The sequence below is a fragment of the Mariniradius sediminis genome (assembly GCF_021491425.1).
In the GTDB taxonomy this organism is placed as follows: Bacteria; Bacteroidota; Bacteroidia; order Cytophagales; family Cyclobacteriaceae; genus Mariniradius; species Mariniradius saccharolyticus.
In genome coordinates, this window is sequence record NZ_JAKEVZ010000025.1 from 1 (window position 1) to 13,858 (window position 13,858).

General features: G+C 47.3%; 13 protein-coding genes. 6 read left to right on the forward strand and 7 right to left on the reverse strand.

What is annotated here, in order from left to right; translation table 11 throughout:
* Positions 1 to 294: 294 nt before the first annotated feature.
* The 5 genes from L0U89_RS19520 to L0U89_RS19540 form a co-directional block, all read right to left on the reverse strand.
* A complete protein-coding gene (locus L0U89_RS19520; RefSeq protein WP_234863065.1) occupies positions 295 to 1,236 on the reverse strand; it encodes a sugar phosphate isomerase/epimerase family protein in 942 nt (313 codons plus the stop codon).
* A 267-nt stretch (positions 1,237 to 1,503) separates the two neighbouring features.
* Complete coding sequence (locus tag L0U89_RS19525) at positions 1,504 to 2,622, reverse strand: acyltransferase family protein (RefSeq protein WP_234863066.1); 1,119 nt, start codon at positions 2,620 to 2,622, stop codon at positions 1,504 to 1,506.
* A gap of 90 nt (positions 2,623 to 2,712) precedes the next feature.
* Positions 2,713 to 3,666: a LytR/AlgR family response regulator transcription factor gene (locus tag L0U89_RS19530; protein WP_234863067.1), complete on the reverse strand. Its 954-nt coding sequence runs from the start codon at positions 3,664 to 3,666 to the stop codon at positions 2,713 to 2,715.
* A gap of 15 nt (positions 3,667 to 3,681) precedes the next feature.
* Entirely contained in the window at positions 3,682 to 4,908 is a 1,227-nt protein-coding gene (locus L0U89_RS19535; RefSeq protein ID WP_234863068.1) for an ATP-binding protein, read from the reverse strand.
* 151 nt (positions 4,909 to 5,059) lie between these two features.
* Complete coding sequence (locus tag L0U89_RS19540) at positions 5,060 to 6,301, reverse strand: purple acid phosphatase family protein (protein ID WP_234863069.1); 1,242 nt, start codon at positions 6,299 to 6,301, stop codon at positions 5,060 to 5,062.
* A 552-nt stretch (positions 6,302 to 6,853) separates the two neighbouring features.
* On the opposite strand from L0U89_RS19540, the gene L0U89_RS19545 reads away from it, so the two are divergent.
* Complete coding sequence (locus L0U89_RS19545; RefSeq protein WP_234863070.1) at positions 6,854 to 7,759, forward strand: mechanosensitive ion channel family protein; 906 nt, start codon at positions 6,854 to 6,856, stop codon at positions 7,757 to 7,759.
* Between the two features lie 51 nt (positions 7,760 to 7,810).
* Here L0U89_RS19545 and L0U89_RS19550 read toward each other — a convergent pair whose 3' ends face one another.
* Complete coding sequence (locus L0U89_RS19550) at positions 7,811 to 8,416, reverse strand: carboxypeptidase-like regulatory domain-containing protein (protein ID WP_234863086.1); 606 nt, start codon at positions 8,414 to 8,416, stop codon at positions 7,811 to 7,813.
* Positions 8,417 to 8,592: 176 nt separating this feature from the next.
* Between L0U89_RS19550 and L0U89_RS19555 the strand changes: the two genes are divergently transcribed.
* The 5 genes from L0U89_RS19555 (at position 8,593) to pruA (ending at position 12,730) form a co-directional block, all read left to right on the forward strand.
* The gene (locus tag L0U89_RS19555; protein ID WP_008627242.1) at positions 8,593 to 8,976 is read left to right on the forward strand and encodes an ArsR/SmtB family transcription factor; all 384 of its coding nucleotides are present in this window, start codon (positions 8,593 to 8,595) and stop codon (positions 8,974 to 8,976) included.
* Positions 8,977 to 8,982: 6 nt separating this feature from the next.
* Positions 8,983 to 9,678 carry a YjjG family noncanonical pyrimidine nucleotidase gene (locus tag L0U89_RS19560; RefSeq protein WP_234863071.1) on the forward strand — a complete coding sequence of 232 codons (696 nt, stop codon included), beginning with the start codon at positions 8,983 to 8,985 and terminating at the stop codon, positions 9,676 to 9,678.
* Positions 9,679 to 9,729: 51 nt separating this feature from the next.
* Complete coding sequence (locus L0U89_RS19565) at positions 9,730 to 10,323, forward strand: hypothetical protein (protein WP_234863072.1); 594 nt, start codon at positions 9,730 to 9,732, stop codon at positions 10,321 to 10,323.
* A gap of 2 nt (positions 10,324 to 10,325) precedes the next feature.
* Entirely contained in the window at positions 10,326 to 10,943 is a 618-nt protein-coding gene (locus L0U89_RS19570) for a hypothetical protein (RefSeq protein ID WP_234863073.1), read from the forward strand.
* A gap of 152 nt (positions 10,944 to 11,095) precedes the next feature.
* Entirely contained in the window at positions 11,096 to 12,730 is a 1,635-nt protein-coding gene (gene pruA / locus L0U89_RS19575) for an L-glutamate gamma-semialdehyde dehydrogenase (protein WP_234863074.1), read from the forward strand.
* Positions 12,731 to 13,207: 477 nt separating this feature from the next.
* On the opposite strand, the gene L0U89_RS19580 is transcribed toward pruA, so the two are convergent.
* A complete protein-coding gene (locus L0U89_RS19580; RefSeq protein ID WP_234863075.1) occupies positions 13,208 to 13,723 on the reverse strand; it encodes a hypothetical protein in 516 nt (171 codons plus the stop codon).
* Positions 13,724 to 13,858: the final 135 nt, after the last annotated feature.

Sequence of the window (13,858 nt, forward strand, 5' to 3'; positions counted from 1 at the left end):
TTTTGAAGATAGGAATAGGAACTGCCACTTTCCAACTCCTCAACCACATGCTTCTTGAAGCCAATACTGTACCGCTTGAATTCCCGAACCGTTTTTGTCATATTTAACCTGATTTTAGTCTGACCTCATCTGTCAAGCTATTTCAGGACATGTCAGAAAATTGGGGGATTAGGGGATTAGAGGGATTAGAGGGATTAGAGGGATTGGGGGTTTGGAAAATTGACCGCTACAGATAGTGATTTCTCTGGTCGCCATCAATTTTCCAATTCCCAATTTTCCAATTTTTCAATTCGCCTATCCCTTTAGTACCTCCATTGTATCCCTCAGAGTATTCCTGATTTCGACGATGCTTTCCCATTCCCGATCTTTTTCGCCATGCTCGATACCAACATAGCCATGGTAGCCATGGGCAAGGACAATTTTCATCATCCGTGAGTAGTCAAGAGCGTGCTGCCCGCCCCGATCGTCCCACACGGTCGGCTTGAGACTGACGCCCTTTGCCTTGGGCATGAGTTCGTCTACGCCTCGGTAGGAATCATAGGATACGACCCGCTTGTCATCCCGGTGAATCTGGAAATTGCCGAAATCAGGAAGAGTCCCTGCACGCGGGTGCTCTGTTTCCTTGATCAATTGGGCCAGCCACTTGGCATCTGAAGAGTACCCTCCATGGTTCTCGATAATGACATTGATGTCAAAATCATGTGCAAACTCACACATCTGACGCAGGCCGGAACTGGTGACGTTCAGGGCTTCTTTGGCAATCTTTGGATCCTCACTCCAGGGTACAGCCGTGTAGGCATTGATACGAATCGAGTGGCAGCCGAGAAACTTAGCGGCTTCAACCCATTTCTTATGGTTTTCCACGGTTTGTTTCCGCTCCTCGGAAGTAGCTGCTCCCAACATTCCCTCCCGGTCCACCATGATCAATACGGAGGTGACACCCTCGCCTTCTGCCCGGGTTTTCATTTCCCGCAGGTAGTTCATGTCCTTGGCCTTGTCCATAAAAAACTGGTTGACATACTCGACCGCATCGATGCCATGCTTCTTGGACATGGCCGCAAAGTCCAAATGATCCATCTTCTTGCCAAAAAGCAGTCTGTTCACAGACCATTCGGCAAGCGAAATTTTGAAAAGTGGATCTTGGGATGGCATCGCAAATGACATCTGTGGAAGACCAAAGCCCAAAGCGGCAGCGGTGATTCCCGTTTGTTTGATAAACTCTCGTCTGTTTTTCATAAAAATTGGTTGAATTGGTGTCAGGTTAGAATTCCCAGCCGGGACGGCAATGGCTTTTGAATCGATGAAGTCGGCACGGTTTGATCATGAATAAAAATCCCTGTGATTGAGTTAATTACCTTTCTTCAGAGAGCCAAATCAGATCATCCAAAAAATTTAGCCATTTGTGGGATGGAAACAAAATCAGCCTGCGGTTTTTTGAAGGAGGGAGTTTTGAGGCCAACTGAAAAAGCCTCCTGCACAGAATCCTCAACAAAACCCAAGGGCTCATTCCTTTTCCTTCAACCCAAACAACGGCCGGACCCATTTCCACCTTCGGATCAGAAATTCATAGATCAGCCAGGAAAGTCCAAAAGTACCGACCACCATGAGACCGAATTTTGGCCAAAATCCCCAATCCAAGTGCATCAAGTAAAAACCAATCGCTATCGTGATGGTCTGATGCAGGATGTAAAAAGGATACACGGCCTCGTTTGCGTAGCTGAGTTGGGCGCTCGGCCTGTTCAAATAAGCCGCGGCATAGCCAAATAGCACCAGAATCCACGCCCAGAGATTGACTACCTTAAATATGGCCTCGGTAAAGTGAACCAGCGTCGAGTCATCAAACAACAAACGGATTCCAAGCAGCAGTGAAAAGGAGACAAGTCCGATGTACAAGTACTTTCGCCTGTTTTTCTCCACAGTAGCCCAAAAAACATCCTCTACCGAAATCAGCAAAAAGCCATAGAAAAAGAGTGTCCCATAATTGACCAAATTGAACCAATCGCCAATCAAGGCATGGGTCGATTCAAAAAAGGGCTCTACCAGCGACTCCCATGCATACAACGGAATCACGAGCCAAAACAAGCCAAAGGGCTGGCTCGCCCATTTTCGCATCAGGTTCAATATGCCAGCATTTGGATAGGAGCGCAGATACAAAAAAACGGGGAGCAACACCAGCGAAAACAGCAACAAATAGGGCAGAAACCACAAGTGGTGCCAAGAGAAATTACCCTCTGGATATACCCCATTGGCGAAAAGCTGCGAAGGCCAAAAGTCAAAATAGCCTGGGTTGATTTGGCTATTGTCCAAGCGCTCGAAGTATATCTGCGGCGGCACAACGACAAACATCCCAAAGACCAAAGGAATGAACAATCGGATGAATCGCTCCTTTGCAAACTGTCCGGCAGTCCTCCTAGACAGCGCATAGAAAGTGCCCATGCCCGAAATCACAAACAGGATAGGCAAGCGCCATTGGTTCACAAAGAGCATCGGCCAGCGGGCATTGGGATAGATGATGTCGTTTTTGATATGCCAGCCCCATGGGACGAAAAACATCCCCACATGATAAAATATCAACAAGCCAAAAACGATGACCCGCAGCCAATCCATATCGTGTCTTCTCATGGAATTACTTTTTTCCCAAATGTAGAATCTACATAAGACAAATAAAGCGCCTTGGGATGGCTGTCACGGCTTTGTGACGAATGACAAAGCCTAGACCTTGATCCGGCTTTCGAACAGCGGAATCATCCCCCTTGACACAGGAATCGTCTCCGGGTGATGCTTCAAGTGCAGTTGGTACCCTTGCGCATTTCCTTTGATATCGCCCACATGACGGAGATTGACCAGATAGGATCTGTGTGTCCTGATGATATGGTCGGGTGCCTCTAGCTGCATTTCAAACTCCTTCAGCGTCATCCTTTTCAGCAGCTTGTGAACTTTCCCGTCTTCCACAACGAGGATTTCGAGGTAATTACCATCTGCCTTTGCATACAAAAAACCGCTGCAGTCGAGCGTGAAGTCATCACTTTTCTGCTGGGTGCGGATGAGGATTTCTTCCGGTCCTTTGGCAGTTTCGGCAGGATGTGCCGTCGCATTGTAGCGTGCGGCGAGTGTTGTGTGCTCCCGACTGAGCCGGATAAAATTGATCGGTACGATGATGGAAAAAAACAAAATCCCCACGAGGCAGGTATTTCGGATTTCCTCGATCAGATACCGCCAAGACCAGTTGTAAGGATTATCATAAATCAAGTCCCTGATCAAGAACTGGGAAATACCGATCAAAACAAACAGGCCCAATACCACCAGGATTTCCTTCCTGACGGTCCAGTTATCCTCATTCGTGACCAGTCCAATCGGGCCCAAAAACAGCAATACCACCAAAGTAGCATTGGCCGAATGCACCACGCTGATCCAGAAGAAATCCATCCGGTGTTCCATCGGATTGTTATTGAATGGCTCAAAAAAGTAATTGAACAGCACACTCAAAACAAAAATGAGCAGTGCAAACGAAATAAGCTGTTTGCCTTTGTAGTAGAAAGGATAGGGTTGTTTGAGGAAGCTTAAGAGATTTGAAGCCATCGTTTCCAATTTTATTGCAATCGTAAACCTAAACAGAATACCCAAGGTCAGAATCAAGTCTTTCCCCCGCTTTACAATCTGGACCACCACCCAGCAGATTTGTCAAAGGCCAGGTTTTTCGCCTATCAGCGCCATAAAGGTCCTTGATTCCATTATCTTGATCGTTTTTTCACCGACCCTCAAATCATCACTTTGGTTCAGCGTGACTATATAGCCTACGTTCACCTTCAGTGCCTCCATGGCTTCCAAAAGTCCGTTGACTTCCCGGTCCCGGTTGTCGGCATGGAAGGTTGCACAGACTTGGACGATCCATTTGCATTCATTCCCCTCGAAAACGACGAAGTTACATTCCAACCGATCCTTGAAATAAAACAACTTGGTGTATTTTCTTCGAAGGGTCAAATAGATAAGGTTCTCCAAAAGCCTGCCTTCATCTTTGCTGAAGCTCAGGGAATTGGATTTTGCAAATCCCGTATCGATGCAGTAAACCTTTTTGGGATTTCGGGCGACGGACTTGGCAGACCAACTGAATCGGGGGAGAAAAAAGAACAAATACGCATCTTCCATCCAAGACAGATAATCCGACACCGTGCTCGGGGAACCGATTTGAAATGTGTTCTTTATGCCATTGTAACTTACTTCTTTCCCGACATTGCTCACCAAGAATAGCGCCACCTCCATCAAAACCTGTGTGTTTTTGATCCCAAACCTGACAGAGATATCCCGTAGGAGGATGTCTTTGAGCAGCATTTGCAATATCTCCGGATTCTGGTCCCTGAGAAATTCCGGAAAGCCGCCGTTATACAAATAGTTTTTGAAATTCTCGTCGGTGTTCTCTTTCGAAAAATAGCTCAGGTATTCTTCATAAGAAAACGGGAAGATTTCATGACTCAAGTATCTACCTGTAAGCCTTGTCCCCAATTCCCTACTAAGCAGTGACGCATTTGATCCCGTGACGAAAACCTTGGCGCCCTGTTCATGCAATTGCCGCACAAAAACCTCCCAGCCAGTCACGTTCTGGATTTCATCAAAAAAATAGGCATCCACATCTTTCCCAATTACCTCATCCAATTTAGAAAAATCACCCACTTCAAAACCGAAAACACGCGAATCCTCAAAGTTGAAATACGCTACTTTATCGTAGAATCGCCTCGCTATCTGCCGCATCAAAGTGCTCTTCCCACATCTCCTCACGCCTGTGATTACCTCTATGTGCTTGGACTTGGCCTCAAGTTGGCTAAGATAGGCACGCTCAACGAATGAGTCCTGTTTCTCCAACAGACCCTGCTGACCCTGATAAGCAGCCAGTACATCCTCCTTAAAAACCATATTTTCAATGTCTTATCTAGACAAAGATACATCTTACGCTGTAAAAATAAAATATCTTACGCTGTAAACGTAAGATATTTTACATTGTCAACGTAAGAATAATGAAGAAGGCAAGATGTTTCCAATCTAATTCAAAAACCTGGCTGGAATATCAATCCTCCTGTTTCCGGGGCCAAATCTTGTCCCCAAATTGGTCGATCACACGACCATCTTCGTCGTAGGACGTGATTCGGTAGGCACCGTCCTCCAAAGTCAAAAGAGTAAATGCCCGGATCTTTTGCGCGACCTGTAGGTACCAAGTACTGTCTACCGGATGGATATCCCGGGGCGTAACGCCCCACGAACCGTCTCCCACATAGACGATGCCACCTTCTGCCACCTGCATGTTTTTGATCGGAAAGGTGCGCTTGTAGGCATGGTCGTGATTTTCGAAGGCCAACTGGACCCCATATTGCTCAAAGATGGGCGTCCAAGTTTCCCTTACTAAGGTCTGCACCTTGTCACCATAAGCCCTGACCGATGGATAGGCGGGTACATGGTAAATCGGCAGTTTGAAAGCTACGTCTTGCCTTGCAGCCAAGGTACTTTTGAGCCAATCGGTCTGCGCTCCCAAGATCGGATTGGAATGCTCCGTATCCAAAATGATCAGGCTCAGGTAATCACCAAAATCGAGCACATTGTAGCCCGGTTGTCCCGGAAAGGCAAAAAGCCCATAGAAATACGGTGCGATACGGTTGCGGAATTCATCATTTTGGACATAACCTTGGTGGGCGCTGTGGTATCCACGCACCACCTCATGGTTGCCTGCCGCTACCAAGCAGGGCAAAATCCGTCCCTCCTCCGTCACCAAAGTCTTGCTGTACGCGTCAAACCAATCGTAAATCCGACCGACGTTTTCGGCGACACCGTTTTCATAGGCCATATCCCCACCGATGATCACAAAATCCGGATCTAGCCCGCTGACGACCCTGTTGGTTTTCTCAAGCCACTCCTTCTGGTGCATAGAATCCCCGCCGATGGCGATTTTCAAAGCGGTGTTTTTCAGATTTTTTGGCATGGTGCGGAAAAAGTAGACGCGCTCGCTTTTTCCAAATTTGATTTCATACTCCCTCGCCGGCTTCAGGCCTTGGACAGAAATGCGGTGGACATATCGGGTGGAAAAAGGATAAGGCAACACGTCGCTCTCCAAGAAACTCCACTTGGTCTTTCCCTTTTCCCGAATGAACAAAGTATCCGGATCCAAGCGCTCCAAATGCCAATCCACGACCATGCTGTGGCTGGGGTCATCGGTCCAAGTCAGGTAGAATGCCAAGGGCTCGTTTTGACCAAAAGCGGTAAAAACGGTAATGAAAATTGAAAACAGGAGCGCTGATACGATTTTATGGGCACGCATGGGCATGATTGGGTTTGTTTTTTGGAAAAATACGGGAGAAATGCAGAATGGCAAAAAATGGAATGTTTTGTTTCTGTTACCTACTGTTTAAAGAAAAAGATTTCACGCGGCGCCCGCTACGAAATCGCTGCGGGCGCCGCGTGAAAGTAATGTCTTTCAGTGGCAGGAAGGGTCTCATCACTTTGGGAGATGCTTCCCTCCGCAAACTACGGGTACCAATGACAGATTGGTGAATCGTCACCCTGAGGTCCCGATCGTTATCGTGGAGAAGGGTCTCCTCAATTAGGAGATGCTTCACCTCCGCAAGCTACGGTTACCATTGACAGCGACTGGGGCGTCACCCTGAGGAACGAAGGGTCTCCTCGATTCAGGAGATGCTTCCCTCCGCAAGCTACGGTTCAGCATGACGGGAACCAACTACCATCTTCTTTCTATAAATCCAAAATTTTGTAGTCTGGGATGAGTAAGTTTTATTCGCTAGAATTCTAATTTCTCCTCGCTGCTTTTGATATTCCAACGACACGGCTTAGTTTAGAGAGATCAAATCAGATCATGGACAACTGGGTAGAATACCTCAACGACATCATTGCCTACGATATCAGGTGGAACATCTACAAGACCATCTTGATTATTCTGGTGCTGTGGGTAATCAAGAAGGGGGCTTACCGACTGATCGGTAATCGCCCGGACGAGGATATCCGGCGGGTGTACCATTGGCGCAAGTCAATCCAATACACGCTTGTGTTCATCGGGCTGTTACTGGTTGGCAACATATGGATCAGCAACTTCCAATCCATCACCACCTTTCTCGGACTCTTGTCTGCAGGTATTGCGATTGCGCTGAAGGATATTTTCGTCAACATCGCGGGCTGGGTGTTCATACTTTGGCGGAAGCCCTTTGACGTGGGCGACCGGATCCAAATCGGCGATTACAAGGGCGATGTGGTGGATTTGAGGCTGTTCCAGTTCAGCCTGCTGGAAGTGGGCAATTGGGTGGATGCAGAGCAAAGCACCGGACGCATCATCCATGTTCCCAATGGCATGGTCTTCTCATTTCCACAGGCCAACTACAGCCAGGGCTTCGAATACATCTGGAACGAGCAGCAACTGTACGTCAGCCTCGATTCGGACCACAAGCGCGCACAGGTGGTCCTGAAGGAAATCATGCACGAGCTGCTTCAGGGGGATTTTAAGCAAATTGAATTGGAGCTGAAAAAGGCCCACAAGGAGCATTTCATCACCTTCAGCCAGTATACGCCGACCGTCTACACCAAGATCCTCGATCGGGGAATTCAACTTTCGCTTCGATACCTGTGTCACCCAAGAAAGCGGCGGTTTTTTGAGCATCAGATTACCGAGGCGATTTTGGACAGGTTCAAGTCGGAGCCGACAATCAAAATCGTGTACCCAATCACATCGGTTATTTTGGAACAGTCGGGCGGGAATAACGGGAAATAAAAAAGCTGCTCCGGTTTTCCGAGACAGCCTGTATTCATTATTTTTTCTAGATCAATCCTTCTTCTTCAAATCACCCCGCTTGATGGATTGGATAAATTTGGACCAAGCGAATGGATCCATAAGGGTAAAGGGCCTTGGCCCATAGCGATCTTGGATCTGCAGAATCTGTCCCTGCTGGAAATAGCGCCAGTTTTCATTGGCCGAGGCCGGCATTTCCCCTGCCCATCGGAGTAGTGTTTCGGGACTCATGTTGCCACGGGAGTCGATGGTCATCGGCGCCTCATAGTTCATGGCCAATACTTGCCGCTTGAATTCGTCCTCTGTGGGATATGGCATGACCTCGATCTCGGCAAGTGAAATCTCATCCACCTGCATGGTCAATATCAAGCTGATTTTGTCATCCTCTACATTGTTGGGCACTTTGAAGGTCTGCCTTTTCAAGCCGATAAAGCTGAATACCACAGAATCCCCCTCCAGCACCGGCATCGAGAAATAACCGTAGCGTCCCGAACTGGTGCCCCGTCCTTTTTTTGGCACATAAATGTTGACCCCGGGGACGGCATCGGTGCTGTCTGAGTTGAGGATGATACCGGACAATTGGATCACTTTGCGCTCCCGGTCTTGGGCATTGGCTTGGAAAGCACCCAAAAAGAGCATTCCGAGAAGGATTGTGGAAAGGCAATATGGTACTGATAATTTCAAAGCTGAATCGATTTGGGCCCTTGATAGAAACGTCCTATTCCAACAATGGATGTCCTATTTTGGCCTAATATTAGTCTATTTTGGCGTGAATTGCTTCATTTGCCGTACCTTTCTTTCGTTAAATTTGCTAAATGCGCCTCAAAAACATCAGCTTGAACTATGGGATGCGGATTTTCAAGGCTTTGTCTGAAGAGCCCCGCGTGAGAATCCTGCACCTCCTGCTCCAAAACAAGGAACTCAGTATCTCCGACCTGGAGCATATCCTCGATTTTACCCAGACCAAAACCAGTCGGCACCTCATTTACCTCAAAAATGCCGGATTGCTCGGCAGCAGGCGTGTGGATCAGTGGATCTTTTATTACATCTTGGACGAGGCACAGGAAATCATCCAGCAGATTTTCAAGTTTATCCAGAAGGACCCAAACCTTATCCGGGATCAGGAGGTTTTTGTGATACTTCAGTCCAACCGGGAACTTGCCAAAAACAAGATCGAAAACAACCCCTACAGAAAGTAAATTCTCTTGAAAAAATACACCCACCTCTTCTTTGACCTGGACCACACCTTGTGGGATTATGACCGCAACGTGCAGGAATCCCTGTCCGAATTGTTTGTCCAACACAGCCTGACCAATGCCGGCATCCCCGATGTGGATTCTTTCATCAAGTCCTTTTATGCGGTCAACTTCAAGCTTTGGGCACTCTATGACGTAGGGAAAATCAGCAAAGAAGGCCTGCGTGAGACGCGTTTCAAATTGATTTTCGAGCATGCAGGTGCCAATCCCGAGATAGTATCACGCGATTTGGAAGATGACTTCATGTCCCGCACTTCTTCCAAACCACATGTATTGCCCTACACAAAGGAAGTCTTGGCATATCTCAGGCCGCACTATGGCTTGCACATCATTTCCAATGGCTTCAACGAAAGCCAATTCAAGAAAATGGAGGCCTCCGGACTGACACCCTTTTTTGATCTCGTGGTCACTTCAGAGACCACAGGTCATAAAAAACCCGATCCGCGTATTTTCCAATATGCCATGGAACAGCTGCGCACTGTGCATACAGACTGTATCATGATTGGTGACAATCCCAATTCCGATATCCTTGGCGCCATCCGCGCCCAGATCGACAACGTCTATTTTGACCCGCACTTCAAAGGCATAGAACATACACCAACCTATACCATTCGGCATTTGAAGGAATTGGAAAGTTTTCTCTGAATAATTTCGGTTTCAGGATAAATCGCTATATTCGCAGATAAATTAGTTTGAATGCACAAGTTTATCGTCCTACAGGTGTTCGCATTGGTACTATGCGTGGGTGCCAACAAGTGCTTCGCACAGGAATACGAAATCTCAGTTTCACCGGGCATCATCTCGCCACTTGATTTTTGGTACTACAAGGAGGGAAAAGTCGGTCCTCACCTCGGCCTATCGTTTACTTACTTGAATCCGAAAAAGGTTTTTGTATCGTCCAACATCTCCAAGGGCAGATTTAGCTACAATCCCGCGCTGAGCGAGTTGGCTATAAACGGGCAGGCCTTTGGTCCCGAAAGCTCACAGGTCGATGTCTATTTTTTCTATTTGGGAATAGGAAAAGCATTCGCAATAAAAGAAAACCTCGAGTGGTCGGTCAATTCCGGCTTTGGTTTCTATCTTGAAAATCGGCTCGCGTTCAACACCACCGATCCGAACGGAATGGAAAAAAGAGACTTCATGAGAGACGCTACCTTTCCCATCCAGACCGAAATCAAAAAGGAAATCTATCCCAAATTCTGGTTAGGACTCAAAACAGGCGTATTCCTAACGCCATTTTATACATTCGGGGGATTTCACGTAGGTCCGACGCTTTCCTTTAGACTTTGATAATGAGCACTATAAAAATTACTCTCCTTACCGCCGTTTTGCTCATTTACTCAGATTTGGTTTTTGGGCAAAAGGCAGAATTGGGATTTTCTCTGGGTTTCTATGGTGCGCCCAGCGAACGATTGTTCGAAAATCCACAAACCGGCGCCAGTGTCAATCTTGGCCTTTTCTACCGATTTCACGAAGACTGGACAATTGGATCCAGTATCAATATTTCCAATTTCGACTACTTTCGGCTTTCTGCGATCGGTACCCCGATTATCGGTACAGACTTGCCCCTCGATGGTTCAGTCCAATCAGATCATATTTCCTTCATTGTAAACAGGCGTTTTGAACTGTCTTGGGGCGGCATGGTAGCAGAAGGCGGTTTTGGAATGGGTGCTTTGGTGGAGAAAAACTTCTTTTATGTTCCGATTTCATTTGATGAGGAAACTGGTTTCTACCGGGGATTCAGCGGAGAGCGATCAACGACGGTAAATCTCCACGTCCCCCTGAGAATGTCGATTTTCAAACCTTTTGGCGAAAAAGGATCGATCGGCTTGGAAGGTTACATGTTTGTAGATCCGAAAGGATTTGTCCGGGGCATGTATTTTGGTCCGCGCATCGCATTTGGAATCTAGCAAAAGCAGGATAGCATCGAAAGCAGTGCCCCACTTTTTAACCTAACAATCGAAAGCCTTCACATTCCAATTACCCTTCGTGATGAAAGTCCGGCAAATTAAATGGACGAAATCTTATATTTGCCTACCAAAAAATATAAACTCAAATAGATATGCTGAAAGGATTTTTCAATGTACCTACTCCGCAAAACGAGCCGGTAAAGGGCTATGCGCCGGGTTCCCCCGAGAGAAAAGAGCTTCAAAACATGCTCAAGACACTCCGCTCACAAGTCATTGACGTACCGATGTACATTGGCAGTGAGGAAGTGCGGACCGGGCACAAAAAACCCATGTCGCCTCCACACGACCATCAGCATATCCTGGGGTACTTTCACGAGGGCGACGCATCCCATGTCGAGCAGGCCATCAATGCCGCCCTTGGGGCCAAGCATGCCTGGGAATCCATGGAATGGGAACAGCGTGCCGCGATATTCCTGAAAGCAGCCGACCTCTTGGCTGGACCCTATCGCGCAAAAATCAACGCCGCCACCATGCTCGGCCAATCCAAAAACGCCTTCCAAGCTGAAATCGACTCCGCCTGCGAAATCATCGACTTCCTGCGCTTCAATGTCAAGTACATGGCCGAAATCTACGCCCAACAGCCACCCGTATCCGGGAACGGGGTTTGGAATAGACTGGAGCAAAGGCCTTTGGAAGGGTTTGTTTTTGCTTTGACACCGTTCAACTTTACCGCCATCGCCGGAAATCTCCCCACATCCGCCGCGATGATGGGCAACACGGTCGTTTGGAAACCAGCCTACACCCAAATCTACTCAGCAAACGTCCTGATGCAGGTATTCAGGGAAGCCGGCGTACCGGACGGCGTAATCAACTTGGTCTATGTGGACGGTCCGACGGCCGGTAACATCATTTTCAACCATCCTGATTTCGCGGGAATCCACTTTACGGGCTCCACGGGCGTATTTCAGCATATCTGGAAAACGATTGGCGAAAACATCTACAAATACAAGTCTTACCCAAGAATCGTAGGCGAAACGGGCGGAAAGGATTTCGTCATTGCCCACAAGTCCGCCAATCCAAAAGCCGTGGCGGTTGGCTTGTCTCGAGGTGCATTTGAGTTCCAGGGCCAAAAATGCTCCGCAGCATCGAGGGCGTATATCCCCTCCAACCTTTGGGAAGATGTGAAAAAATACCTCTTGGAAGACCTTGCTTCCATGAAAATGGGCGGCACGGAAGATTTCACCAACTTCATCAATGCCGTGATCGACGAGAAAGCTTTTGACAAAATCGCCAAATACATCGACAACGCGAAGAAATCCGAAGGCGTGGAAATCATAGCCGGCGGCACCTATGACAAGTCAAAAGGCTACTTCATCGCGCCGACCGTCATCCTGACCAAAGATCCGATGTACACCACGATGTGCGAGGAGATATTCGGGCCAGTGCTGACAATCTATGTCTACCATGCTGAGCACTTTGAGGAGGCCTTGGAACTGGTGGACCAGACTTCCCCCTATGCTTTGACAGGTGCGGTGTTTTCGCAGGACCGCTATGCCATAGAGCTTGCAACCAAAAAACTCCGAAACGCCGCCGGCAACTTCTACATCAACGACAAGCCAACAGGCGCCGTCGTCGGGCAACAGCCATTTGGCGGAGCAAGGGCTTCGGGCACCAACGACAAAGCCGGATCGATGATCAACCTGCTACGCTGGGTATCGCCAAGGACCATCAAGGAAACTTTCGTGTCGCCGGTGGATTACAGGTATCCATTCTTGGGGGAGGATTGAGGATAGAAGCGAGAGACAAGAAGCAAGAAGCGAGAGACAAGATTCAAGAATTGCAGAACCTTTGGGGTTTTTATAACCCCGAAGGTTTCTTCTTTTTGCGGATGCCCCTTTGACGAAAAAAAGAAGGCGGCGATTTTGTGAACCTTCCTATTATTCACACCCCCCTGAGTGAAGTTCAGGCTGTCAGTGATGGCTGGGTGAATCTCACCCTGAATTTAGTATAGACTTTCGGTGGTGGCTGGGTGGATCCCGATATTCATCGTGGATGCAATTCCATCCTATTATCAACACCAATTTGAAATTGGAATGGCAATCAAATGTACCGCATTGGAATATAGTTTGAGATCAGGTGAATTACAAATTCAATGAAATATGAAGGCGTAATTGCATCCTCGATAGCCATCGGGATACGCCTAGCGCCTACACCATTCTTAGCTCACGTGGGGCCGGTACCTTCTAGTATTGCACATCCACTACCTACGATCCCAGCACGCTGTAAAGTGAAGCGAGATAGGTCCAACGCCCATCCCTAAAGCGATAAACCGGCATGGATTCAAAAGAAGAGTTTCTACTGACGTGCCAAAAATACAAAATCGCAATTGTTCCGTCTTTGGAATACAACGGCATTGAAATTTGCAAAAAATCCCGTCTGGCGTGTTTATTTTTTGGGAAATCAATCAAACTGGCACACTTTATTTTAGTACCATCCCAGCCTGCTTGGGACACAGTTTCAACTTGTTGAATAAAGTAGCTAATCTCGTTTTCATTTATAATTTTCATTTCTACCAACTGGTACAGCATTGAATCGTTCAAAATATCCATCTTAATGGGTACTTTGACAACTTTGCTTTTCTTCAAACAATCTATAGTACCATGCAAAGCAATATTAATAACCTCGTAATTTTTTTCATGAAAATGCTCTCGCGAGTCCTCCTGACAAAAAACACGTGATGAACAGGCCATGATAAAGAAAATGTAAATAAGGATTTTCATAGTCATTTATCCCCTCCTGAGCTTAGTATAGACTTTCGGTGGTGGCTGGGTGGATCCCGATATTCATCGTGGATGCAATTCCACCCTATTATTAACACCAATTTGTAATTGGAATAGCCATTTAATGTACCACAG

Coding starts and splice junctions, on each gene's coding strand:
- L0U89_RS19520 (WP_234863065.1), bottom strand. CDS start 1,236: ATGAAAAACAGACGAGAGTTTATCAAACAAACGGGAATCACCGCTGCC.
- L0U89_RS19525 (WP_234863066.1), bottom strand. CDS start 2,622: ATGAGAAGACACGATATGGATTGGCTGCGGGTCATCGTTTTTGGCTTG.
- L0U89_RS19535 (WP_234863068.1), bottom strand. CDS start 4,908: ATGGTTTTTAAGGAGGATGTACTGGCTGCTTATCAGGGTCAGCAGGGT.
- L0U89_RS19540 (WP_234863069.1), bottom strand. CDS start 6,301: ATGCGTGCCCATAAAATCGTATCAGCGCTCCTGTTTTCAATTTTCATT.
- L0U89_RS19545 (WP_234863070.1), top strand. CDS start 6,854: ATGGACAACTGGGTAGAATACCTCAACGACATCATTGCCTACGATATC.
- L0U89_RS19550 (WP_234863086.1), bottom strand. CDS start 8,416: ATGCTCTTTTTGGGTGCTTTCCAAGCCAATGCCCAAGACCGGGAGCGC.
- L0U89_RS19555 (WP_008627242.1), top strand. CDS start 8,593: ATGCGCCTCAAAAACATCAGCTTGAACTATGGGATGCGGATTTTCAAG.
- L0U89_RS19565 (WP_234863072.1), top strand. CDS start 9,730: ATGCACAAGTTTATCGTCCTACAGGTGTTCGCATTGGTACTATGCGTG.
- L0U89_RS19570 (WP_234863073.1), top strand. CDS start 10,326: ATGAGCACTATAAAAATTACTCTCCTTACCGCCGTTTTGCTCATTTAC.
- pruA (WP_234863074.1), top strand. CDS start 11,096: ATGCTGAAAGGATTTTTCAATGTACCTACTCCGCAAAACGAGCCGGTA.
- L0U89_RS19580 (WP_234863075.1), bottom strand. CDS start 13,723: ATGAAAATCCTTATTTACATTTTCTTTATCATGGCCTGTTCATCACGT.